The 21,203-nt window shown below is 56.4% G+C and carries 24 protein-coding genes, 1 other RNA gene and 1 riboswitch; of the genes, 19 read left to right on the plus strand and 6 right to left on the minus strand.

From position 1 onward, the window contains the following. Position 1 precedes the first annotated feature (1 nt). Genes AACQ95_RS19695 through AACQ95_RS19705 form a run of 3 tightly spaced genes read right to left on the minus strand, consistent with a single transcriptional unit; the run spans position 2 to position 2,702 of the window. Complete coding sequence (locus AACQ95_RS19695; protein ID WP_005305871.1) at positions 2 to 592, minus strand: D-sedoheptulose-7-phosphate isomerase; 591 nt, start codon at positions 590 to 592, stop codon at positions 2 to 4. A 9-nt stretch (positions 593 to 601) separates the two neighbouring features. Then, positions 602 to 994 (minus strand): YraN family protein, encoded by a 393-nt coding sequence (locus tag AACQ95_RS19700; protein WP_241279510.1) that lies wholly within the window; start codon positions 992 to 994, stop codon positions 602 to 604. Further along, positions 915 to 2,702, minus strand: coding sequence for a penicillin-binding protein activator (locus AACQ95_RS19705; protein WP_241279512.1), 1,788 nt, complete (start codon positions 2,700 to 2,702; stop codon positions 915 to 917). Before AACQ95_RS19705 ends, AACQ95_RS19700 begins: the two co-directional genes overlap by 80 nt. Positions 2,703 to 2,901: 199 nt before the next feature. Here AACQ95_RS19705 and rsmI point away from each other — a divergent pair, with 199 nt between their 5' ends. The 16 genes from rsmI to lfiJ all read left to right on the plus strand — a co-directional run bounded on the left by rsmI (position 2,902) and on the right by lfiJ (position 18,031). After that, on the plus strand, positions 2,902 to 3,735 hold the full coding sequence (rsmI, locus tag AACQ95_RS19710; RefSeq protein ID WP_043139964.1) for a 16S rRNA (cytidine(1402)-2'-O)-methyltransferase: 834 nt from the start codon (positions 2,902 to 2,904) through the stop codon (positions 3,733 to 3,735). 61 nt (positions 3,736 to 3,796) lie between these two features. Further along, positions 3,797 to 4,183, plus strand: an RNA gene (gene rnpB, locus AACQ95_RS19715) — RNase P RNA component class A. A gap of 227 nt (positions 4,184 to 4,410) precedes the next feature. Beyond that, the gene (gene lfiM, locus AACQ95_RS19720) at positions 4,411 to 5,286 is read left to right on the plus strand and encodes a lateral flagellar motor switch protein LfiM (protein ID WP_181003657.1); all 876 of its coding nucleotides are present in this window, start codon (positions 4,411 to 4,413) and stop codon (positions 5,284 to 5,286) included. Positions 5,287 to 5,293: 7 nt separating this feature from the next. Beyond that, positions 5,294 to 5,671 (plus strand): lateral flagellar motor switch protein LfiN, encoded by a 378-nt coding sequence (lfiN, locus tag AACQ95_RS19725; RefSeq protein WP_103472057.1) that lies wholly within the window; start codon positions 5,294 to 5,296, stop codon positions 5,669 to 5,671. Beyond that, the gene (gene fliP / locus AACQ95_RS19730) at positions 5,671 to 6,405 is read left to right on the plus strand and encodes a flagellar type III secretion system pore protein FliP (RefSeq protein ID WP_103472058.1); all 735 of its coding nucleotides are present in this window, start codon (positions 5,671 to 5,673) and stop codon (positions 6,403 to 6,405) included. Before lfiN ends, fliP begins: the two co-directional genes overlap by 1 nt. A 1-nt stretch (position 6,406) precedes the next feature. Continuing rightward, positions 6,407 to 6,676, plus strand: a complete 270-nt coding sequence (gene lfiQ, locus AACQ95_RS19735) for a lateral flagellar biosynthetic protein LfiQ (protein WP_005314303.1) — start codon at positions 6,407 to 6,409, stop codon at positions 6,674 to 6,676. After that, the gene (gene lfiR / locus AACQ95_RS19740) at positions 6,673 to 7,455 is read left to right on the plus strand and encodes a lateral flagellar biosynthetic protein LfiR (RefSeq protein WP_241279514.1); all 783 of its coding nucleotides are present in this window, start codon (positions 6,673 to 6,675) and stop codon (positions 7,453 to 7,455) included. Before lfiQ ends, lfiR begins: the two co-directional genes overlap by 4 nt. Beyond that, positions 7,452 to 8,588 carry a flagellar biosynthesis protein FlhB gene (flhB, locus tag AACQ95_RS19745; protein WP_241279516.1) on the plus strand — a complete coding sequence of 379 codons (1,137 nt, stop codon included), beginning with the start codon at positions 7,452 to 7,454 and terminating at the stop codon, positions 8,586 to 8,588. The genes lfiR and flhB overlap by 4 nt, the downstream gene beginning before the upstream one ends. 3 nt (positions 8,589 to 8,591) lie before the next feature. Continuing rightward, positions 8,592 to 10,667 (plus strand): lateral flagellar biosynthesis protein LfhA, encoded by a 2,076-nt coding sequence (lfhA, locus tag AACQ95_RS19750; RefSeq protein WP_065402442.1) that lies wholly within the window; start codon positions 8,592 to 8,594, stop codon positions 10,665 to 10,667. Between the two features lie 195 nt (positions 10,668 to 10,862). Beyond that, positions 10,863 to 10,950: riboswitch (cyclic di-GMP riboswitch) on the plus strand. 139 nt (positions 10,951 to 11,089) lie between these two features. Continuing rightward, positions 11,090 to 12,466 carry a lateral flagellar response regulator transcription factor LafK gene (gene lafK, locus AACQ95_RS19755; RefSeq protein ID WP_241279517.1) on the plus strand — a complete coding sequence of 459 codons (1,377 nt, stop codon included), beginning with the start codon at positions 11,090 to 11,092 and terminating at the stop codon, positions 12,464 to 12,466. 11 nt (positions 12,467 to 12,477) lie between these two features. Next, on the plus strand, positions 12,478 to 12,804 hold the full coding sequence (gene lfiE, locus AACQ95_RS19760) for a lateral flagellar hook-basal body complex protein LfiE (RefSeq protein ID WP_081097860.1): 327 nt from the start codon (positions 12,478 to 12,480) through the stop codon (positions 12,802 to 12,804). A 17-nt stretch (positions 12,805 to 12,821) separates the two neighbouring features. Continuing rightward, the gene (gene fliFL / locus AACQ95_RS19765; RefSeq protein ID WP_241279683.1) at positions 12,822 to 14,564 is read left to right on the plus strand and encodes a lateral flagellar M-ring protein FliFL; all 1,743 of its coding nucleotides are present in this window, start codon (positions 12,822 to 12,824) and stop codon (positions 14,562 to 14,564) included. Then, positions 14,551 to 15,579, plus strand: coding sequence for a lateral flagellar motor switch protein FliGL (gene fliGL, locus AACQ95_RS19770; RefSeq protein WP_241279519.1), 1,029 nt, complete (start codon positions 14,551 to 14,553; stop codon positions 15,577 to 15,579). Before fliFL ends, fliGL begins: the two co-directional genes overlap by 14 nt. A gap of 12 nt (positions 15,580 to 15,591) precedes the next feature. Then, complete coding sequence (gene lfiH / locus AACQ95_RS19775; RefSeq protein WP_241279521.1) at positions 15,592 to 16,284, plus strand: lateral flagellar assembly protein FliH; 693 nt, start codon at positions 15,592 to 15,594, stop codon at positions 16,282 to 16,284. After that, positions 16,277 to 17,608 carry a lateral flagellar FliI-like assembly ATPase LfiI gene (gene lfiI, locus AACQ95_RS19780; protein ID WP_241279523.1) on the plus strand — a complete coding sequence of 444 codons (1,332 nt, stop codon included), beginning with the start codon at positions 16,277 to 16,279 and terminating at the stop codon, positions 17,606 to 17,608. The genes lfiH and lfiI overlap by 8 nt, the downstream gene beginning before the upstream one ends. Positions 17,609 to 17,617: 9 nt before the next feature. Next, a complete protein-coding gene (gene lfiJ / locus AACQ95_RS19785) occupies positions 17,618 to 18,031 on the plus strand; it encodes a lateral flagellar protein LfiJ (protein WP_241279526.1) in 414 nt (137 codons plus the stop codon). Here the strand turns inward: lfiJ and lfgN are convergent. From lfgN to lfgA, 3 genes are all read right to left on the minus strand, one after another. Beyond that, the gene (gene lfgN, locus AACQ95_RS19790) at positions 18,028 to 18,471 is read right to left on the minus strand and encodes a lateral flagellar protein LfgN (RefSeq protein ID WP_059112796.1); all 444 of its coding nucleotides are present in this window, start codon (positions 18,469 to 18,471) and stop codon (positions 18,028 to 18,030) included. The two genes, lfiJ and lfgN, sit on opposite strands and share 4 nt — an antisense overlap. After that, complete coding sequence (gene flgM / locus AACQ95_RS19795) at positions 18,468 to 18,743, minus strand: flagellar biosynthesis anti-sigma factor FlgM (RefSeq protein ID WP_042867924.1); 276 nt, start codon at positions 18,741 to 18,743, stop codon at positions 18,468 to 18,470. Before flgM ends, lfgN begins: the two co-directional genes overlap by 4 nt. Positions 18,744 to 18,819: 76 nt before the next feature. Next, positions 18,820 to 19,614, minus strand: coding sequence for a lateral flagellar basal body P-ring formation protein LfgA (lfgA, locus tag AACQ95_RS19800; RefSeq protein WP_241279527.1), 795 nt, complete (start codon positions 19,612 to 19,614; stop codon positions 18,820 to 18,822). 57 nt (positions 19,615 to 19,671) lie between these two features. Between lfgA and lfgB the strand changes: the two genes are divergently transcribed. Genes lfgB through AACQ95_RS19815 form a run of 3 tightly spaced genes read left to right on the plus strand, consistent with a single transcriptional unit; the run spans position 19,672 to position 21,188 of the window. After that, on the plus strand, positions 19,672 to 20,061 hold the full coding sequence (gene lfgB, locus AACQ95_RS19805; RefSeq protein WP_042867927.1) for a lateral flagellar basal body rod protein LfgB: 390 nt from the start codon (positions 19,672 to 19,674) through the stop codon (positions 20,059 to 20,061). Between the two features lie 2 nt (positions 20,062 to 20,063). Then, on the plus strand, positions 20,064 to 20,489 hold the full coding sequence (flgCL, locus tag AACQ95_RS19810) for a lateral flagellar basal body rod protein FlgCL (RefSeq protein ID WP_059112799.1): 426 nt from the start codon (positions 20,064 to 20,066) through the stop codon (positions 20,487 to 20,489). A 3-nt stretch (positions 20,490 to 20,492) separates the two neighbouring features. Further along, complete coding sequence (locus AACQ95_RS19815) at positions 20,493 to 21,188, plus strand: flagellar hook assembly protein FlgD (RefSeq protein WP_065402449.1); 696 nt, start codon at positions 20,493 to 20,495, stop codon at positions 21,186 to 21,188. The last annotated feature ends 15 nt before the right edge of the window (positions 21,189 to 21,203 follow it).

Raw genomic sequence — 21,203 nt, forward strand, 5'->3', positions numbered from 1 at the left:
TTCAATCTTCCTGTTGCGGGAAAAGAGTCTGGTCGATGAGATCACACAGGCAGTGCAGGGTCAACAGGTTCACTTCCAGAATACGGGGGCGACGGGCGGATGGCACCCGGATCTCCACATCGTTGGGGCCGAGCAGGCCGGCGATCTCGCCACCGTCACCGCCGCCGAGCACCACTATGGTCATGTCGCGGGAGAGGGCGGCTTCGGCTGCCTTGATCAGGCTGCGGCTGTTGCCCGTGGTGGTGATGACCACCAGGATGTCGCCGGGTTGACCCAGCGCCCGGATCTGCTTGGCATAGACCTCCTCGAAGCCATGGTCGGTGGCGATGGCGCTGATGGTGGCCATGTCGGGGGTCAGTGCCATGCCGGGCAGGGAGGGGCGCTCTGTCTCGTAGCAGTTGACCAGCTCTGAGATGAACAGCTGGGCCAGCGCTGCAGAAGGACCATTACCGCATGCCATCACCTTGTGGCCATTGAGCAGACAGATGGTCAGCATCTGGGCCGCAGTATGGATAGCGTCCGGCAGCGCCTCGGCGGCGGCAATCTTGGTCTGGATGCTTTCGGTGTAGTTTTCTTTGATGCGGTCAGTCATAGGGTCCTCTTAAAATGCGTTCTGGATCCAGTCTGGCTGGTCGCCCTCGAACGCAATCACATCGAATCGGCAGGCCTGGCTGGCCTCGTTGATGGCATGTTGCTTGAAATAGTGGCGCGCTGCCAGCACGATCTTGTGCTGCTTGCGCCGGGTGACCGAGCTGGCTGCTCCGCCATGGCTGGTGTTGGCGCGGTAACGGACCTCAACAAACACCAGGGTTTCCCCCTGGCGCATGATGAGATCGATTTCGCCACCCCGACAGCGGTAGTTGCGGGTCACGGGTTGCAGGCCGCGGGCCTGCAACCAGCGCTCCGCTAGCTGCTCAAAGTGCTGTCCTTTGTTCGTCGGTGACGGGAACAGGTTCTGCCACTGCTGGTTCATCCGTGCCAATAGACCCTTCATGGGGGGCTCCCTCGAGCTGGGGCATGGCACTGTCGCTGACCAGCTTGCCGTTCTGGTAGGTGGCCCAGTCCAGTACCCGCACTATGTTGCCGCTGGCGTCCACGCTCAGCTGGCCGCTCATGCCTGGTTGCTGCATGGCATTGACCTTGCGCATCTGCTGCAGGTTTTCCGCCAGGCTGACGGCATCGTAGCCGAGTGCGAACAGGCGCAGCAGGTCACCCTGGGTCTGTGGCCAGAGCAGGGCGATCTGTTCCCGTTGCTTCTCGTAGCCACCCAGCAGCAGCGGCATGTCGGAGATGTGCATGCCATTGAGCTCGGAGGCGACCTCGGTGGTGGCGCTGTCGTAGCTGCGTGAGCTGCTGTAGATGGGCAGGCTGCCCATGGGATTGACCGAGATGTCCACATAGGGCTTGATCATCCGGGTCTCCAGGCTGTTGGCGACCACATAGACCACATCTATGCTGCGCGGGGCTGCGGCTGAGAGTTGCACTACTTCCCCGGCCCGGGCGGTCGAGCGGCCGCTCAGGGCATTCTTGACCATGCCCTGCACCTCGTTGCGGGCACCGAAGGTGGCTACGACCGGTTTGTCCTGGCTCACTGTGGCCCATGCCTGCTCGAACGCCTTGATGCTGCTGTAGCCGATCCGCCCCTGGGCGGCGATCAGCAAGGGCTTGCGATAACCCTGACCGTAGAGATATTGCGCGGCCTGGGTCGCATCGGCGGCAGCCGAGAGGGAGAAGTAGAAGGTGTTGTCATTGACGATCGGCTTGTCCAGCTCGTTCAGTGCCAGCACGGGCACGCTCGGATTGGACTTGAGCAGCTCCTCGACCCTGTCCTTGAGCAGCGGGCCTATGATCATGTTGGCCCCTTCCTGAATGGCCTGTTTGTAGAGCTCGCCCATCGCCTTGGCCTGGGTGTCGTAGAAGTTGAGGGTGAATTGGCCCTGATTCTCCTTGTAAGACATCAACATGCCGTTACGGATAGCGGCGCCCTGAGGCTCCAGGTTGCCGGAGAGCGGCAGGAACACGGCGATCTGCTGCAGCGTATTGAGGTTGCTGGTAGCGAGATCACCCAGGCCCGCCGGCATGTCTTTCTGGGCCGGGTGGTTCGGGAAGGCCTGCTTCCAGCCTGCCAGCTGGCGGGCCAGTTGATTGGGCTGGGCGCCGAACTCGTTTACCAGTGCCGCCAGTCGCAGCCAGCCAGTGGTCACATCGGGGGCCGGGGCCTCTTCCAGCGCCTGCAGGGTGGACGGGGTCATGCTTTTGAGCAGCGACCAGATCTGCTGATGGTTGGTCGCCAGCTCATTCTGGGCCAGATAGGGCTCCAGCAGGATCAACGACTTGGCGGCACCAAACTTGTTGTTGATGTCCAGTTGCAGCACTACCCGCTGGCGATACCAGTCCTTCTGGGTATCCGTATCCAGCACCACCTCCGGCTTGCCCTCCAGCAGGATCAGCGCCTGGTTGGCGTTGTCCTGGGCGAGCAACAGATGTGCCTGCAACAGTTGCAGCTGTGCCTTCTGCTCCGCGCTCTGGGCCTGCTTTTGCAATTGCTGGTACAGGGCCGAGGCCGGTTTGGCCTGGCCGAGCGCCAGATAGCTGCGCGCCGCCATCACCTGCCAGGTGAAGGCTTCGGCCGGTTTGGCCGGGTCCACCTGCTCCAGATACCACTGGGCATTCTTGGTCAGATTGGAGAACGCAGACGGCATGCCTGGTTGCCCGGAAGGTTGGTTGGGCTCCGACGCACAGGCGGCGAGCAGTACTGCCGCGAGTAGGATGCCGAAGAGTCGTGATACACTTAGCTGCTTTGTAACCCGGTTCAAGTTCATTCCCCGACCAGTGTTGAAGTTCTCCATAGTGTAAACGGGCCAATATGGCGACACAATTGTCGGGACACTCGGAGATCCCATGAGTGACATCCCAACCCTGTATATAGTCCCCACTCCGATCGGTAATCTGGCGGACATCACCCAGCGTGCATTGGACATTTTACGCAGTGTCGATCTGGTGGCCGCCGAGGATACGCGTCATACCGGTATCCTGCTCAGCCACTACCAAATCTCGGTGCCGACCTTCGCGCTGCACGATCACAACGAGCAGCAGAAAGCCGATGTGCTGATCGGCAGGATCAAGGAGGGCAAGAACGTCGCCCTGGTCTCCGATGCCGGCACCCCGCTCATCAGCGACCCTGGTTACCACTTGGTCACCCGCTGTCGTGAGGCTGGGGTCAAGGTGGTGCCGCTGCCCGGTCCCTGTGCCGCCATCACGGCGTTGAGCGCAGCCGGCCTGCCGACTGACCGGTTTGCCTTTGAAGGATTCCTGCCCGCGAAAACCAAGGGCCGTGACGACAGGCTGCAGGCCGTCATCGAAGACACCCGTTCGCTGGTGTTCTACGAATCCCCACGCCGGGTACAGGATACGGTAGAAGCGATCGCTCGCATCCTGGGAGAGCGTCAGGTGGTGGTATGCCGCGAGCTGACCAAGACCTTCGAGTCCATCCATGGTCTGCCTGCCTCCGAGATGCTGACCTGGCTCGGTCAGGACGATAACCGCTGCCGTGGCGAAATCGTGCTGGTGGTCGCCGGTGCCAGCAAGGTAGATGAAGAGCTGCCCGCCGAGGCGATCCGCACCCTGGGGCTGCTGGTGGCCGAATTGCCGCTGAAGAAAGCGGCAGCGCTCACCGCCGAGATCCATGGCGTCAAGAAGAATGCCCTCTACAAATATGGTCTCGAGCACTATTAATCCGGGGAAAGGCCAATTGCAGGTTTACCCGGGGCGCTGGACAAGGCTATAATCCGCGCCCGGAGTCGGCTGGGCAATCGCTGCTTCGTCGTTGTGTCCCTCGGGACAGACGGGCGGAGGGGAGGAAAGTCCGGGCTTCATAGGGCAGGGTGCCAGGTAACGCCTGGGAGGCGTGAGCCTACGACCAGTGCAACAGAGAGCAAACCGCCGATGGCCCGCAAGGGATCAGGTAAGGGTGAAAGGGTGCGGTAAGAGCGCACCGCGCGACTGGCAACAGTTCGTGGCACGGTAAACTCCACCCGAAGCAAGACCAAATAGGCCCCTATTGGCGCGGCCCGCGTTGGGGGCGGGTAGGTTGCTTGAGCCAGCGAGCGATTGCTGGCCTAGAGGAATGATTGCTACCCGGGGCAACCCGGTACAGAACCCGGCTTACAGGCCGACTCCGACCTATTCAAGGTATGCAAGTACCTTAAAATCCCGGCACCTTCTGGTGCCGGGATTTTTATTTTTGGGTTGCCAGACTGTCTCGTGGCGCCTTTTAGGGTTTTGTAATAAAGTTCTCGCCCATTCTGGTCGCTCTATGTCGGCTGGACTATTTGTACCGATCACATGGCTGGCCTGATAGATGTCTCTGTGGCAGTAAGGCGAGATAAAAATGGCTAAGGTGGATTCTTAATGTCATCAAGCGGCGTAATGCTCACACCTTCTCGGTTGCTTTGTGCTGAGCGGGGCAAAACCCTTCCCCATTATGATCTTCTGGGTGTCGAACGAGCAGACCGGGAACGACTCAAACAAGTAAATGCCCAGTTAGGGACTTTCTCCCTGCAGGCCGCCGGCTGCATGGCTCAGCTATTCAATAGCGCTGACTGCGAGCTGACTTATCAGGAGTTCATCGCTGTTTCATCTCAGGAACATGATGATGGCTTGATCTGGATTGAGGCCCGTAGTCCGCTTGATACCCAACGGGTCGCTTATTTCTCCATATCCCCTTCAGTTATCTATCGCTTGGCGGTGCTTTTCTTCGGCGGCTCTTTACGCAATCAAGGAGACACCGTCTCTCATAGCAAAGGATTGACGGATACCGAGCAACGCCTGGTGTTGCGTCTTTGCCAATATCAGGTCGACATCTGGTCCTCCTGCCTGGGGCTGGGTGATCTCGAGTGGCAATTGACCTTGATTACACGTGATGCCCTCCCGGTGTCACGACTGTGGATGGCCGCCGCCACCCTGACGGTGGGGAGCTTTTCTCATGGTTGGCAGTTGTGGCTGGTTCCGCCCGCTGAGAGAACAAGCCCTGTGGCAGGGTACACCTTGCAAGATGGTGCCTTGGAGCAGGCATTGACACACATTCCCACACGTTTACGCGTGGTGATGGGGCAGTTGTCCATGACGCTGGCCGACCTGGAGTGCCTCAAGGTGGGCGATGTGCTCTCGCTGGATTTACCTGAAGTGGTGCCAGCCCTGATTGGTAACCGTCCCTGCTTTAGTGGACGTATCGCTGAACATAAAGGCAGCCTGGTTTATCAGGTCGCGACGGTCGTAGAGGAATAATCGAATCATGAACGAGCACAATATGAATGACCCGCTGGATTTGGATGGTCTGGATCAACTGTTTGGCGATGATATCAGCATGCCGAGTGCGGCAGACTATATGGCTCCCACCAGTAGCAGCAAGCAGCGGGATCTCTCCTTCTTTCGCCAGATCCCGGTCAAGGTAACGCTGGAAGTGGCCAGTACCGAGGTCTCGCTGGGGGAATTGATGCGAGTGGAAGAAGGGGCTGTTATCGAGCTCGACAAATTGGCTGGTGAGCCGCTTGACGTCCGGGTAAATGGCCGCCTGCTGGCCAAGGGGGAAGTCGTTGTGGTCAATGGTAAATATGGTCTGCGTCTGGTGGATGTGATCGACACCAATCTGCTGGGTGGCATGGACGACTGATGCGCCACCTGCTGTTTGCTCTGCTGTTGTGTTCACTGCCCAGTTGGGGGGCAGACATGACATTGTTCTCGGTTTTACCGGGTGCGGAAGGTGGAGAGGACTACAACATCAAGTTGCAGATCCTGTTCTTCATGACCCTGTTGGGGCTACTTCCGACGCTATTGCTCATGATGACCAGTTTTACCCGGATCATCATAGTGCTGGCGATTCTGCGCCAGGCGATGGGCTTGCAGCAGAGCCCTCCCAACCGTGTACTGATAGGCATCAGCTTGATACTGACGATAGTGATAATGCGCCCTGTCTGGACTGACATGTATCAGCATGCATTCATCCCTTACGACCAAAATGAAATTAGCCTGTCGGAGGGGATTTCTCGGGCTGAAAAGCCCTTGCGTCATTTTATGCTGGCGCAGACCCGCGAACCGGACCTGGAACAGATGCTGCGGATCTCCGGTGAACCTACCTCCCTCACCAAGGCTGAGGTCCCGTTCGGGGTCTTGTTGCCTGCTTTTGTGCTGAGTGAACTGAATACGGCCTTCCAGATAGGATTTATGTTGTTTATCCCCTTTCTGGTGATAGATCTGGTCGTTGCCAGCGTGCTGATGGCGATGGGGATGATGATGCTCTCGCCCCTGATCATCTCGTTACCGTTCAAGCTGATGGTGTTCGTGCTGGTGGATGGCTGGTCCATGACGGTAGGCACCCTCGCAGCTAGTTTTGGTAGTGGAGGCTGACGTGACGCCGGAGCAGAGTGTGGCGCTCATTGGTGGTGCCGTTAACCTGGTGGTAGTGATGGTTTCGGTATTGATTGTACCGAGCTTGATCGTTGGCTTGGTCGTCAGCGTATTTCAGGCAGCTACCCAGATCCAGGAGCAAACACTCAGCTTCTTGCCACGTTTTCTGGTGACCTTGATGACGCTTATCTTTACTGGCAACTGGTTGCTCTCCCAAATCACGACCCTGTTTCACGATCTGTTTCTGAAGATACCCGGGCTTATTGGATGAATTCCCTGCTGTCCCTCAGTGCTGCCGACCTGACGGCCTGGTTGGGGCAGTGGTGGTGGCCATTCATCCGGATCGCTACCGCATGTTGGGTTATGCCGGTATTTGGTGATGGCCGGGTCCCGCCACAAGTGCGTTTGCTCCTTGCCTTCATTGTCAGCCTGTTGATCGCTCCCATGTTAAAAGAGATGCCAGTGGTCGATCCTTTCAGCACCAGCGCCCTGGTACTGACTGTCGAGCAACTGTTGTTCGGGCTGTTGTTCGGACTCTGTGTCCAGATGTTGTTCATGATCATGACCATGGCTGGGCAGATCCTCTCCATGCAGATGGGTCTTGCGATGGCAGTAATGAATGATCCCAGCAACGGGGATTCTGCACCTATCGTCAGCCAGCTGATGCTTATCTTCTGCTCACTGTTGTTTCTTGGGCTTAACGGTCATCTGGTCACTCTGGATGTGCTGGTACAGAGTCTGCGTAGCTGGCCACCGGGATCTTCACTCGACTTGCTGGATATGAAAGGGGTCATAGGTTTGTTTGGCTGGTGTATTGGTGCCGCATTGATCCTGACCTTGCCTGCAGTGGTAGCCATGTTGATGGTCAACTTGACCTTCGGGGTCATGAACCGCACTGCGCCATCTCTGAACATCTTTTCGCTGGGTTTTCCCATGACCTTGTTGCTTGGGTTGGTGACCATGGCTATTTCCATCAGTGGAGTACCGGCTCGCTACCTTGACCTGGTGACGCATGTGCTGGAGCAACTCAGGGCGCTGACCCCGTCATGAGCCAGAATAGCGCCCAGGATAAAACCGAAGAGGCCTCTTCCCAGAAACTGCGCAAGGCTCGGGAAGAGGGACAGATAGCGCGCTCCAAGGAGTTGAGCTCCGCCGGGCTGCTGCTGCTGGGGGGCCTCGCCATGCAATGGATGGTGCCCAGCTTTGGCCACTTCTTTGCCGAGTTGATGAAACGTCCTCAACGCTTTGACTGGCAAGGCACCCGTGATCCGCAAATGATGATTCACTGGACGGCTGAAGCCCTGCTCAGCATGTTGTGGGTGCTGCTACCTCTGTTCGGTTTTCTGGCGTTGTTGCTGGTACTGCTCAGCATAGTGCCAGGTGGCATGGTGCTGACCTGGAAGAAATTACTGCCCAGCGCAGAGAAGCTCAATCCGCTCAAGGGGCTCAAGCGGATGTTCTCAACTCACAGCCTGATGGAACTGCTGAAGTCAGTGCTCAAGATCCTGCTGATTGGCTCAACGTTGGCACTGATGCTGCAGCACCAATGGCCCTTGCTGATGATGATGAACCGCATGCCGCCCCAGGCCGCGATGGAACAGGCGCTGCGGACCCTCTCTCAGGCATTTATTTTGCTTGGCAGTGTGCAGATGCTGATTGCCGTTCTGGATGTGCCGTACCAGCGTTGGTCCCTGAACAAGCAACTGCGGATGACCAAGCAAGAGGTCAAGGATGAGCACAGAAACAGTGAAGGGCGACCCGAGATAAAGGCCAAGATCCGTCAGGTGCAAGGGATGCTTGCCCGGGCCCGTATCGAACAGCGTGTACCACAGGCCGATGTGATCATCGTCAACCCGACCCACTATGCGGTGGCCATTAAATATGATCCTGAGAGGGCAAATGCCCCTTACGTGATTGCCAAAGGGATTGACGGCATGGCGGAGCGGATCCGCCAGGTCGCAAAGCAGCACGACAAGATGGTCATGAGTCTGCCGGATCTGACCCGGGCCATCTATTACTCCACCCGGGTCGACCAAGAAGTGCCGGCGGGTCTTTACACCGCGGTGGCCTATGTGCTGAACCATGTATTGCAGTTACGGGCCTATGCGGCTGGCAAGGGGAAGAAACCGACTCCTCTTGCCCCTTTGCATGTACCGCCCGAGTTACGTCAACCTGAGAGGTAAGTTGTGAACTGGCGTGTATTGACCCAATCCTATACCGCGATCCCCATGCTGCTCCTGGCCATTCTGGCCATGATGATCTTGCCTCTGCCCGGTTGGCTGCTGGATGTCCTGTTCACGTTCAACATAGTGTTGGCGGTTCTGGTTCTGCTGGTTTCTGTCTCGGCCCGCCGCCCGCTCGATTTCTCCGTCTTCCCCACAGTGTTGCTGGTGGCAACCCTGATGCGGTTGTCGCTCAACGTTGCCTCTACCCGCGTCGTCTTGTTGCATGGTCACGAGGGGCATGAGGCTGCCGGTAAGGTCATTCAGGCCTTCGGGGAAGTGGTCATCGGCGGTAACTATGTCGTCGGTCTGGTGGTCTTCGTAATCCTGATGATCATCAACTTCGTGGTGATCACCAAGGGTGGCGAGCGTATATCCGAGGTATCCGCTCGTTTCACCCTGGATGCCATGCCAGGCAAACAGATGGCGATCGATGCCGATCTCAACGCCGGTACCATGGATCAGCATCAGGCCCGCGCGCGGCGTGACGAGATTGCCAGAGAGGCTGATTTTTACGGTGCGATGGACGGTGCGTCCAAGTTCGTGCGAGGGGATGCCATCGCCGGCTTGCTGGTGTTGATCATCAACCTGGTCGGTGGTTTGGCGATCGGTATCTTCCAGCATTCGCTGCCGGTTGCGGAGGCGTTCCAGAGTTATGCACTGCTCACCATAGGTGACGGTCTGGTCGCCCAGATCCCTTCTTTGCTGATGTCTACCGCCGCGGCCATCATAGTGACTCGGGTCAGCGATGAAGGCGAGATGTCGGATCAAGTGGGTCAGCAGATCCTGGCATCGCCGCGGGTTATCTACACCGCTGCGGCCATCATGTTGATCCTGGGTCTGGTGCCAGGTATGCCTATGCTGGCGTTTCTCAGCTTTGCCGCCGTGCTGGCATGGGCAGGTTGGAGTGTCAGCAAGCGTCGGGTCAATGATCCTGATCTCGATGCAGCCCAGGAACTGACGCGCCAGATGGTGCAGTCCGAGCCACAGGGACTGGAGTGGCAGGACCTGCCTCCTGTCGATGCGGTCGCCATTGAGCTGGGCTATCGGCTGGTACCCTTGGCAGAAGCGGACAAGGGAGCCGAACTGCTTGCCAGGGTACGGGGTATTCGCAAAACCCTGTCCGAGCAATATGGCTTCCTGCTGCCCGAGATCCGGGTGCGTGACAACTTGCAGTTGCAACCCGATCAATACCGGATCAAGTTGTCCGGGGTGGCACTTGCGGCTGGTAACGTCGACTGTCAGCGACTGATGGCCATCAGCAGTGGGGAGACGTATGGAGTCCTGGACGGTGAGCTGACCCAGGATCCCGCCTATGGCATGAATGCAGTCTGGATCTCGCCGGAGAACAAGGCCAAGGCCTTGAACCTGGGTTATTCCGTGGTCGATTCCGCGACAGTTATCGCCACTCATGCCAGCAAGTTGTTGAGAGAGCAGCTTGATTCTTTGTTTGGTCATGATGAGGTGGGCAAGTTGGGCCAATATCTGGCTACCCAGTCACCCCGTCTGGCAGAAGAACTGAATCTGGCGCTGACCCAGATGCAGCAACTGAGGGTTTTCCGCCAGTTGCTCAAGGAGCAGATCAGCCTCACCGATATTCGAACCATCGCCACCACCTTGTTGGATGCGAGCGAACTGACCAAGGATCCTGTCTTGCTGGCATCCGATGTCAGATGTGCCTTGAAACGCCAGATTGTCAGACAGGCGATTGGGTCGCGCGATATTTTAGCCGCGTTTACCTTGGAGGATCGTCTGGAGCAGACGCTGTTGGCTGCAATGAACCAGTCCCAGCAGCAGGGCAAGATTCAGTTGGACAGCTTCCCGGTTGATCCTCAGCTGCTGGCGCAGTTGCAGCAAAATATGCCCTTGGTGAAAGAGCAGTTGCAACAGCAAGGCCATGCTCCAGTATTGGTTGTCATGCCTCAGCTCAGACCCTTGATGGCACGATATGCCCGTTCTTTTTCAAAAGGTCTCAAAGTACTCTCTTATAATGAAATACCTGAAGATCTGAGGGTGGAAGTTATTGGGACACTGGGCTGAAGCTGAACTGCCATGTTATGAATTGATAGGAAGGTTATATTCCGCATATCTACTTGAATTGTCATTGGAAGCCGCTATGATGTGACTGTTTTTGACGCACCAAGTGTTAAAAATAAATAACAAATATAACAATTCACATGTGTCACACAGCTATCACTGGATAGGTGGAGCTGTCTTGTCCCAAAACGGACAGTCGCATGATAAAGGCAAACTGAACTGAAAAGTCAGGACGCAAAGCCTCCGGTCTAATAGCTGCAATGCTAATGATAGCGGGGTTACCAAGGCCATTGTTACTGCCTTGATACCATTCTCTGCATAAATGAGACGCCCGTTAGAGGCGCCATTTCCGGCATGGTGCGCTTTTATTTTTGACACATCAGTTCTGTTGATTGGTTTGTCCACAATCACGGGTTCGGGTTCATATGCTTTCGGATATATCTATCAAGAAAAACTCAAGACCCATTGGTATTGAGACAGCTCCTCATTTGTTATTGATCAGACCTGTGTTATCAAATGGAAACGATATTGAGGGGATATTGTTGGCGCAGGGATACGTTGTTTCCTGTGTTGACTCGATCAAGAAGTCCAAATTAATTCTCGCCAATAACTCAGTTGCTCTGATCTTGCTCGACATGGATCTCATGACCGAGGCTGGCCCCCAATTAGTGCATGAATTCTGTGGCGTCGATTGCGTCATCCTGGTTAATGAACAGCAGGCTTATCTTGCGGCAGAAGCCATGCGGGCGGGGGCGATTGACTACATCATCAAACCCTTTGGCTGTCAGCAAATGCTCGATGCGGTGAAGGGGGCGCTGCGTCTGCGCCAATCCATACCCAATCTGATCGCTACCTCTGCCATGAGCCTGCAGGTGCTGCAACTGGCTCGTCGTGCTGCCAAGACGTCTGCCACCATTCTGATTGGTGGTGAGTCGGGGACGGGTAAGGAGCGATTGGCTCGCTATATCCACGACATGTCCAACCGTGCCGGCAAACCTTTTATCGCCATCAACTGTGCTGCCATTCCTGAATCCATGCTCGAATCCATTTTGTTTGGCCATAACAAGGGGGCGTTCACCGGTGCGACAGGCATGCAACCGGGCAAATTTGAGTTGGCACAAGGCGGAACCCTGCTACTCGATGAAATTTCTGAGTTGCCGTTGTCGCTGCAGGCCAAGTTGCTGCGTGTTTTGCAAGAGAAGGAAGTCGAGCGGCTCGGTAGTCACCAAACCATCGCACTGGATGTACGGATTATCGCTGCCAGCAACAAAGATATACGGACGCTTGTTGCCGTGGGCCAGTTTCGGGAGGATCTGTTTTATCGTCTCGACGTACTGCCCATGAATTGGCCAGCGCTACGGGAGCGCCCGGATGACATACTGCCATTGGCCGAATATTTCATCGAGCGGCATGCTCCTCAGCAAGGCTATCGTCTGAGCGAAAGCGCCCGTCAGCAGCTGTTGGCGTATGGCTGGCCTGGCAATGTCCGGGAGCTGGATAACGTCATGCAACGTTCATTAATCATGGCTCGCGGATTGCATATTCAAGCAGTCGATTTGATGCTGCCCAGTTACACCATTGAATCCGACAATGCGTTACCGGAAGCGTTTTCCGCCCCGGAAGGGCTTAGCGAGACGCGTCGGTATGCCGAATTTCAATTTGTACTAGAGACTCTGCGCCGCTTTCGCGGCCATCGGACCCGCACGGCAGAGGCCCTTGGTATGACGACCCGGGCACTGAGATACAAGCTGGCGGCCATGCGTGAGCAGGGCATAGATATTGAGCAGCAGCTTCAAAACTAAGGGATAACCGAGTGAAGATTGAAATGATGTCATCACAGGTGACGCTCTTGCAGCAGATGCAGGAGATGCAGCGAGTCGCCAACCAAACCCCTTCCATCGAATTAAATGATGCATCGAATGTGTCATTCACCGATGCCATGCGCGATGTCGTCGGGCGAGTCAACGAGCAGCAAAATACCGCCTCAAAACTGATGACCGCCGTCGATGCGGGTCAGAGTGATGACCTAGTGGGGGCCATGGTGGCCAGCCAGAAAGCGGGTCTCAGCTTCTCAGCCCTGATGCAGGTGCGAAACAAGCTGATGACAGGCTTTGACGACATTATGCGCATGCCACTCTGAGGTAAGTGATGACTGAACTGGTAACGTCCCCGCAAGGGGCTTCGGATTCCTTCAGAACACGAGTCCAAGAAGGGTTGCGCAACTGGCGTAGCCTTTCTCGCGACAATAAATCCATTCTTACAATCGCACTATTGGCGGCCATTGTGGCTGGCACGATCGTCGTAATCCTGTGGACCTCCAGCAAGAATTACGTGCCCCTGTATGGCAAGCAGGAGCTTTACGATACCGCCAACATCATGGAGATGCTGGAAAAGGAGCAAGTGCCATTCCGTTTGGAAAAGAGCACGGGTCAAATTCTGGTCCCCGAGAGTCAGCTTGCCCATGTTCGCATGGCGTTGGCTGCCAGAGGGGTCAGAGCGGCCATGCCTGCCGGTCTGGAAGGGTTGGATAATGTCACAGGCCTTGGCACCAGCGAATTCATGGAGGGCGCCCGTTATCGGCATGCATTGGAAGGTGAGCTGGCGAGAACCATCATCTCGCTGGATGCGGTGCGCAGTGCTCGTGTTCATCTGGCGATTCCCAAGAGGACCCTGTTTGTCGGTCGTGATGAGGAAAAACCCAGTGCCTCTGTGATGCTGGATCTGCAACCGGGTCAGGCAATGGAGCCAGGACAGGTGGAGGCGATAGCCAATCTGGTGGCTGGCAGCATCTCCGGCATGAAGCCGGGTGCTGTGACCATAGTGGATCAGGCGGGTCAGCTGCTCAGCGCCGAGCTGGGTGACAAGGCTGGTTTCGGCAAGCAGAGCGTGCAGCAGATGGAATATGTGCGCAAGCTTGAGCAGTACATCCGCCAGCGGGCCAGCGACATGCTCTATCCCATGCTGGGCACGGGCAATTTCAGGGTGCAGATCGCTGCCGATGTGAACTTCAATGCAGTGGAGGAGACTCAGCAGCAGCTGGATCCACAGGGCGTGGTCACCAAGGAGTCCAGCAAGTCGGATAAAACCATAGACGCGTTGGCGCTGGGGATCCCCGGAGCCTTGTCCAATCGCCCTCCCGAAACAACGCCCAAAAGTGAGCAGCCAGCTCCGAATCAGGGGGCTACCAGCTCGGAAGCCCAGAAGAACGACTCTCGTACCGAGCGCCAAGAGATCAACAAACAGTACGAAAATAGCCGAACCATAGTGCATACCCGCTATCAGCAGGGCCGGCTGGAGAAAATGAATGTCTCCATTTTGCTAAATCAGCAAAGTGCCCCCAAAAATGGCTGGAGTGCAGAACAACTGGAGCAAATCCGCCAGATGGTGGAGCGCTCGGTCGGATTTGATGATGCGCGGGGCGATCAGATCAGTCTGCAAGTCTTCGACTTTACCGGTGCGGTGCCGATTGTTCCTCCTGAATCTGGCTGGTGGGAAACGCCTTATTGGCAAGACTCACTGCGTTATCTGGTCGGAGGCCTGCTTGGCTTGACGTTGGTGTTCTTCGGGATTCGTCCGTTGGTTAAGCATCTGGTACGTACCCAGCAGCTACCCGATGAGGAACCAGCCGAAGAGCAGGACGAGCAGCAAGAACCAACTGTGAGTCTCTCCATGCGACGCGATGACGATGCCGCCCTGACGGCTCCAATGATGAATAATGGTCTGATCCGTGCAGATAATCAGATGGAACCCCAGTTCTCCTCCTTGAATCTGGAGGCATTGCCAGAGCCAGGTTCCGAACTGGAAGTACAGCTTCAGCATCTGCAGTTGCTGGTTGAGAAGGACACTGCTCGGGTAGCGGAAGTGGTCAGATCATGGGTGAGCGGCAATGAACAACGTTAATCTGAACCAAAATGCCGTCGATATCGACATCGATAATCTGGAAAAGGCAGCGATTTTGCTGTTGAGCATGGGCACAGAGGCGGCAGCCAAGGTCATGCAAAAACTCTCCCGTGACGAAGTACAGCGACTCATTTCCAAGATGGCGGGTCTGTCTGGCGTCAGCTCTATGGAGGCAAAGTGGACTTTGCAGCAGTTCTTCAACCAGTACCGTGAGCAGAGCGGGATTGGCAGCGCTTCGCGGGAATATCTGGAACAGACGCTGGATCTCGCACTGGGGCAGCGGCTCTCCCGCAGTCTGCTCGACAGCCTGTATGGCGATGTCATGAGCCAGGATATCCAGCGTTTACAATGGGTTCCTGCCGATGTGCTGGCCCGCTTCTTCCGTAATGAGCATCCGCAAATGCAGGCGGTTCTGCTGGCTTTCTTGCCCCCCCAGACGGCATCTGCCGTATTGGATGCTCTGCCTGGTTCCGTTCACGATGATCTGTTGGTGCGGGTTGCCAGCCTCAATAGTGTCAGTGAACACGTGTTGGGAGAGTTGCGTCTGACATTGGACCGCTGCCTCGCCTACGTGGCGGATCAGTCCGGAGCCAAGGTCAATGGCGTACGACAGGTGGCCGACATCTTGAACCGTTATCAGGGAGACAAGGAGCAGATGCTTGCCCTGTTGCGGGAACACGATGGCGACATGGCGCTGGAAATCGAGAAGAACATGTTTGACTTCATGGCGTTGCGTCGTCAATCGGATGAAACCCTGCAACGTCTGGTACAGGAACTGCCAAGCGATCTGCTGGCATTGGCGCTGAAAAATACCGAAGCCAGCTTCCGCAAAGTGGTGCTGGGAGCCATGCCGAAGCGTATGGCCCAGGCGCTGGATGCCCAAATTCAGGGGCAGGGCAGTGTCTCTTTGCGCAAGGTCGAGCAGGCAAGGGAAGAGGTCATGCAACTGGTCCGCGAATTGGTGGAGCAGGGCGAGGTCGAATTCCAGCTGTTCGAAGAGCCCACCGTCAATTAACAGGAGGCGTTCATGAGTCACAATGTTCGCAAGTTGGCGACGGGCGCCACTCGTCTTTACCGTTTCCCTTCGTTGGGGCAAAGCGGAGCAGAGGCGCAGAGCCAGCAGGAGCAGTTTGAATTCGGCTATCAACAGGGTCTGGAGCAAGGCCATGATGAAGGGTATCAGGCAGGCTATCAGCAAGGGTTGACCAGCGGTCTCGTTGACGGGGAGGCCAAGGGACTGCAACAGGGGCAAACTCGTGGTTTTTCACAGGGACTGGCAGAAGGGCGTGCCTCGTTCGATCAGGCCCTGGTTCCCTTTGCCAAGCTGCAGGCACAATGGGAGTCCTTGACCCGTTCTCGTATGCAGGAACAAAAAGAGCTGGTTGCCCAGCTGGTGACGCAGGTTGCGAAACGAGTGATCCAGGCTGAATTTACCCTCAATCCCCAGCAGGTACTCAATCAGGTGGAGCAGGCCTTGGCGAGTCTGCCAGCGGCATCGGAAGAGCTGGTGATTTATCTCAGTGAGGGGGATCGCCAGCGCCTGGCCGAGCAAGGCGTTACCCGTTGTGAGGGGTGGCTATTGCAGGTGGATGGCACCCTGAGTGTGGGCGATGCCCGCATAGAAACTCGGGCTGCGGTGATCGAAGTCAATACCGGAGAGCGCCTCGCCTCTTGTATCGAGCAGCTGAATAGTACGCTGGAATTGCCACAGGATGCATGAAGCGCTGCAACAGGCGCTCACTTCAGCGCTGGACAGTTTTGAGGATGTTCCCGGTTTTCGCCGTTATGGCCGGCTAGTTCGAGTCACAGGGCTGACACTGGAGGTGGTTGGCTGTCAGCTGGTGATGGGCCAGCGTTGCCGGGTTGATACGGCGACAGGGGCACCGCTGCTGGCCGAAGTGGTCGGGTTCAACCGGGATATTTCCTACCTGATGCCGCTGCAACCCATGAGTGGCCTCTATGCCGGTGCACGTGTGCTTCCCATTGATGGTGAAGAGACAATACAGGTCGGCGAGCATCTCTTGGGACGTGTGGTCGATGGTCTGTTGCAACCCCTGGATGGTCGTCCGTTGCGCGACGAAGGTGAGCGTGTTGCCTTGTTCGCCTCGCCCCCCAATCCCCTGCTGCGCACGCCAGTGCGCGAGCCGCTCGATGTGGGCATTCGTGCCATCAATGGTCTGTTGACGGTAGGCAAGGGACAGCGCCTTGGCCTGTTTGCGGGTTCCGGGGTCGGCAAGAGTATGCTGCTGGGCATGATGACCCGCAATACGACCGCGCAGATAGTGGTGGTGGGACTGATTGGTGAACGGGGGCGAGAGGTGCGCGAATTTATTGAGCACAGCCTGGGCCCGGAAGGGTTGGCGCGTGCGGTCGTCGTGGCGGCCCCTGCGGATCAATCTCCGCTGATGCGTCTGCGCGCGGCACAATTGTGTCACCGTATCGCCGAGTATTTCCGCGAGCAGGGACGGGATGTGCTGCTGCTCATGGATTCCTTGACTCGTTATGCCCAGGCTCAGCGTGAGATCGCGCTGGCAATAGGGGAGCCACCCGCGACCCGTGGCTACCCACCTTCGGTGTTCAGCATGCTGACCCAGCTGGTTGAACGAGCCGGTAATGGCACACACCCAGATGGTTCTCTGAGTGCTTTCTATACAGTCTTGGCGGAAGGGGACGACCAGCAGGATCCTGTGGTGGATGCGGCCCGTGCCATTCTGGATGGTCATATTGTTCTGACTCGCCGATTGGCGGAGGAGGGACATTACCCCGCAATCGATATAGGTGCCTCCGTAAGCCGAGTCATGCCACAGGTTGTCCCTGCCGAATGGCAGACGCTGGCGGTGACGCTGCGGCAGTTGTGGGGGCGTTATCAACAGGTGCGCGAGTTGTTGCCATTGGGCGGTTATCAGCCGGGAGCCGACCCCCAGATGGATGAGGCGGTACAGCGTTACCCTGCCATCGCGGCCTTCCTGCAACAGGGTATCCATGAGGAGATGCCTTTTGCTCAGGTGATGACAGGGCTGAAGCAAGTGCTTGGGAAGTCTTAAGGATCCACCATGTTGAAATCCTATCTTGGTTTGCAGCAGGATGCGTTGGAGGTGATGGGCAAGGAGCGCCAGCGTTTGCGAGAAGAGGCCATGCGAGAAGAGCATAGGGCGCTGAGGTTGCAGGATGTGATCAGCTCTCTGAGCCCAGGTTCGGCAACATTCCATCCCCTGCTGTGGCAAAACAAGCAGCAGATGGAGGGACAACTGCGCCATCTGCTGGTTCATCAGGTACAACAGTCTGCCTTGGCCAAATTGGATTTGGAGCGCCACGAGGGCCAGGTGCTCAAGCAATTTGGTCGGGTCAAAGGATTGGAGTTGCTGCTGGATAAGCGTGACCTGACCCTGCGTCAGCAGCAGGAGTCACGGGATCAGCGACAGCTGGATGAGTTATCCAGTCTGCGTCATCAGAGGGATAAGGGTTAGTCCGGGAAGCGTTCCAGTTGGCCATAGGGCTGTTCTTGTCCCAATAGCGTGTTGATTGTTTCGATCTGCCCTGCCAGCAGGCGCCCATTGAGTTCGTTTTGGCGCAAGCATTGCTGTAACAACTGTTCAAGCTGTTGCCATTGGCTGGCAACGTTTTTTTGCAAACTGGCTGGCAGTTTTGCGATCAGTGTCGCCATCCCTTTTTCGTCCGGTTTCAATCCCAACGCGAGCAGATGTTGACAGCGTTGTTGTGCCTGCTGTTGAACCACAACCATCAGTTGGGTCTGCAGCTGATTGTGTTCAGCCAGCCCGTCAACATCGTGAGCGGCCAGCAGGCTGTGTTGGCGTAGCAGCAGCTGTTGCAGCTCGGCGTAGCGACCACAATCTTGCTGGATACCGATGATCAGTTGCTTGACCCGTAGCTTGGGATCCAGGCTCATCGGCGATGCATATCCAGAATGGCTTGGCTCAGCGCATCCATATCGAGTTCGAGCTTGCCGTCGCTGATGGCTTGGCGGATCTGGTTCACCTTCTCCATATCCACATCCGATGTAGTTGCCAGTTGCGATCTTGCCTGGTTTACAAACTGCGCCGTGGTGCTTATCTGGGCATCAGCCTGGCTGGCGCGTGCTTGTGGCTGTGCAGTCGCAGACTCCGGCTTGCGCTGCAGCTGGGTTTGAACATAGAGCGGGTCGGTGCGTGTGATTTTCATAACGTCAATTCCTGATGGTCTATCTCTGAAAAGCGACCCAAGGCCGGCCTAACTTAAATCAAACCCGCCCTTTGGGTTAAAAACGGGTTTCGACTTCACCTTTCTCGATCACCCAGGCCTGAATCTCTTTGCCTGAGCTGATATTTCTTACCTTAATGCCGTCGCCAATGGCGCCGTTTGCCAATGCTTTACCGCGGGTGGTTGCGGAAAAACTGTCGAGACCGGCTCTTATCAGCACCCCTTCCCCTTCCCGAACGGCCCAGGCCTTCTGCAAATCCAGCTCACCAATCAACTGACCCATTCTGAGATTCCGATTGCTCTTGCTCCCCACAAGGGATTCGGAGCTTGGAACAAACCCGCGTTGCAATCGACTGATATCAAGAGATTTCTCGACGAGATCTCCGGCACGAATGGTTTGGCCTTTCTGGATTTCTTGTGCCGTGACCCACACTGGCAACATGAGCGTCACTTCGACACGAGTCCTTAGTTGCCATGCAGGTTCCGTGCATTCAGCCAGATAGGGACGTCGCCCCCAAGGTTGCCGATATTGCCCTCCTGCTTGCAGACGAATGGCTTGGTGGCAGGGGGGCAAATGGGCCACTGCGGGAGAGAGCCAGACTTGGTAGTCGACTTCAGGTGCTGACCAGCCTTGTTGCTGCAAATAGGTATTCAGCGCTTCACTAGCATCCTCTTTCAGCTGGGTCTCCAAATGCCGCGACAAGTCTGTTGGTGCGGCTTGCAGCGGGTATGACAGCATCAGCAGGCACAACAGGCCTATGCGCTTCCATACGGGAAACAACACTTCCCCTTTTATCAGTGTTATCAGCCACTGCTGAAGCGGTAACCAGCGGGAATAAAGGATATTCATCATTGGCATGAGTCTTGATAAAGAATGCACCGGTCTGACAGATTCATAGAAGGATGAAGCATGAGTATCTCATTTGACAGCGCTCTTGGTGTACACCCTTATGCCCTCGATGTGCGAGCGGATCGGGCGCGTATTCTGGCAGGGAATCTGGCCAATGTGGATACCCCTGGCTATCTGGCCCGAGATGTCGATTATAAGACGATTCTGGGGCGTGTCGCGCAGCAAGTGGCGACGGGAGATGCGAGTGCAGCCATCAGTCAGGGCGTCATGGCCAATGATATGCAACATCCTCTGTATCGTATTCCCTATCAGGTTTCCATGGATGGCAATACTGCCGAGCTCAGCGTTGAACAAAGCAAGTTTGCCAATAATGCCACCGACTTTCAGACCAGTCTCACCTTCCTGAATATGAAAATCACCGGGATCGCCAAAGCGATCGAGGGCCGTTAATCATGTCGTTTAATCGAATCTATGACATTGCAGGCAGTGCCATGCGCGCGCAAACCGTACGCCTGGATACGGTGGCCTCCAATCTGGCAAACGTGGACAGTGCCGCAGGCAGTGAAGAGGCAGCTTTTCGTGCCATCAAGCCGGTGTTCTCCACCCTGTATCAACGAGTACAGGATGCTGACTCGCTGGGGGCGGCTCAGGTACAGATCGCAGGAATCGTGCAGTCTGATCGCCAAGTAGAGAAGCGCCTCGAGCCGACCAACCCCTTGGCCGATCAGGATGGCTTCGTCTATTACTCCAACGTCAACGCAGTTGAAGAGATGGCCGACATGATGAGCGCCTCGCGCGGTTTTGAAACCTCGGTCGAAGTGATCAATCGCATCAATAGCATGCAGCAGGGTTTGCTGCGCCTGGGCCAAGGAGTGTAAGCCATGAGCCTGCCTCAGGTGAGTAGCCTGGATACTGCGCGTAGCACCAGCCAGCGTACAGCAACACCGGATATAGCCCCCAATAGTGCGGCAGCGGGCCAGAACCCCCAAGGTGGCATGCAATTACGTAACGAATTCTTGCAGATGATGGTTGCCCAGATCCAGAACCAGGACCCGACCAATCCACTGGATGGTGCCCAATACGTCACCCAGCTGGCTCAGTTCAGCATGGTGGAAGGGGTTGAGAGCCTCAAAGTCCTGCAGCAAAAGTCGATCAACATGATGGATACCCAGCAGGTATTGCAGAGTACGGCTCTGATCGACAAGGAAGTAATGGTTCCCAGCAAGACACTGACCCAGAGCGCTGAAAAGACGATTCGTGGGCAGATTGAGCTGGCCGGCGCTGCGGATCAGGTTGAGCTCAAGGTATATGACGAACATGGCACCCTGGTTGCGACCAAAAATTGGGGTGATAGCAAGGCTGGGGGACTCGATTATGAATTGCCTCCCTTGCCTGCCGGTGAATATAGCTTCGAGGTAAAAGCCTCGCTCGATGGTGTGGCGACCACATCCAAGAATTTTGTGGCCAGCAAGGTGGAGCGTGTCACCTTGCCAGGCACAGGCGAGATCATGTTACAGGTGGCTGGAGTGGGTGATGTGCCTCTCTTCAGTGCCATCCAGTTTGGTAAATCGGCGTAATCAGATAGGAGCGAA

The organism is Aeromonas sp. MR19 (assembly GCF_963899305.1).
GTDB lineage: Bacteria > Pseudomonadota > Gammaproteobacteria > Enterobacterales > Aeromonadaceae > Aeromonas > Aeromonas bestiarum.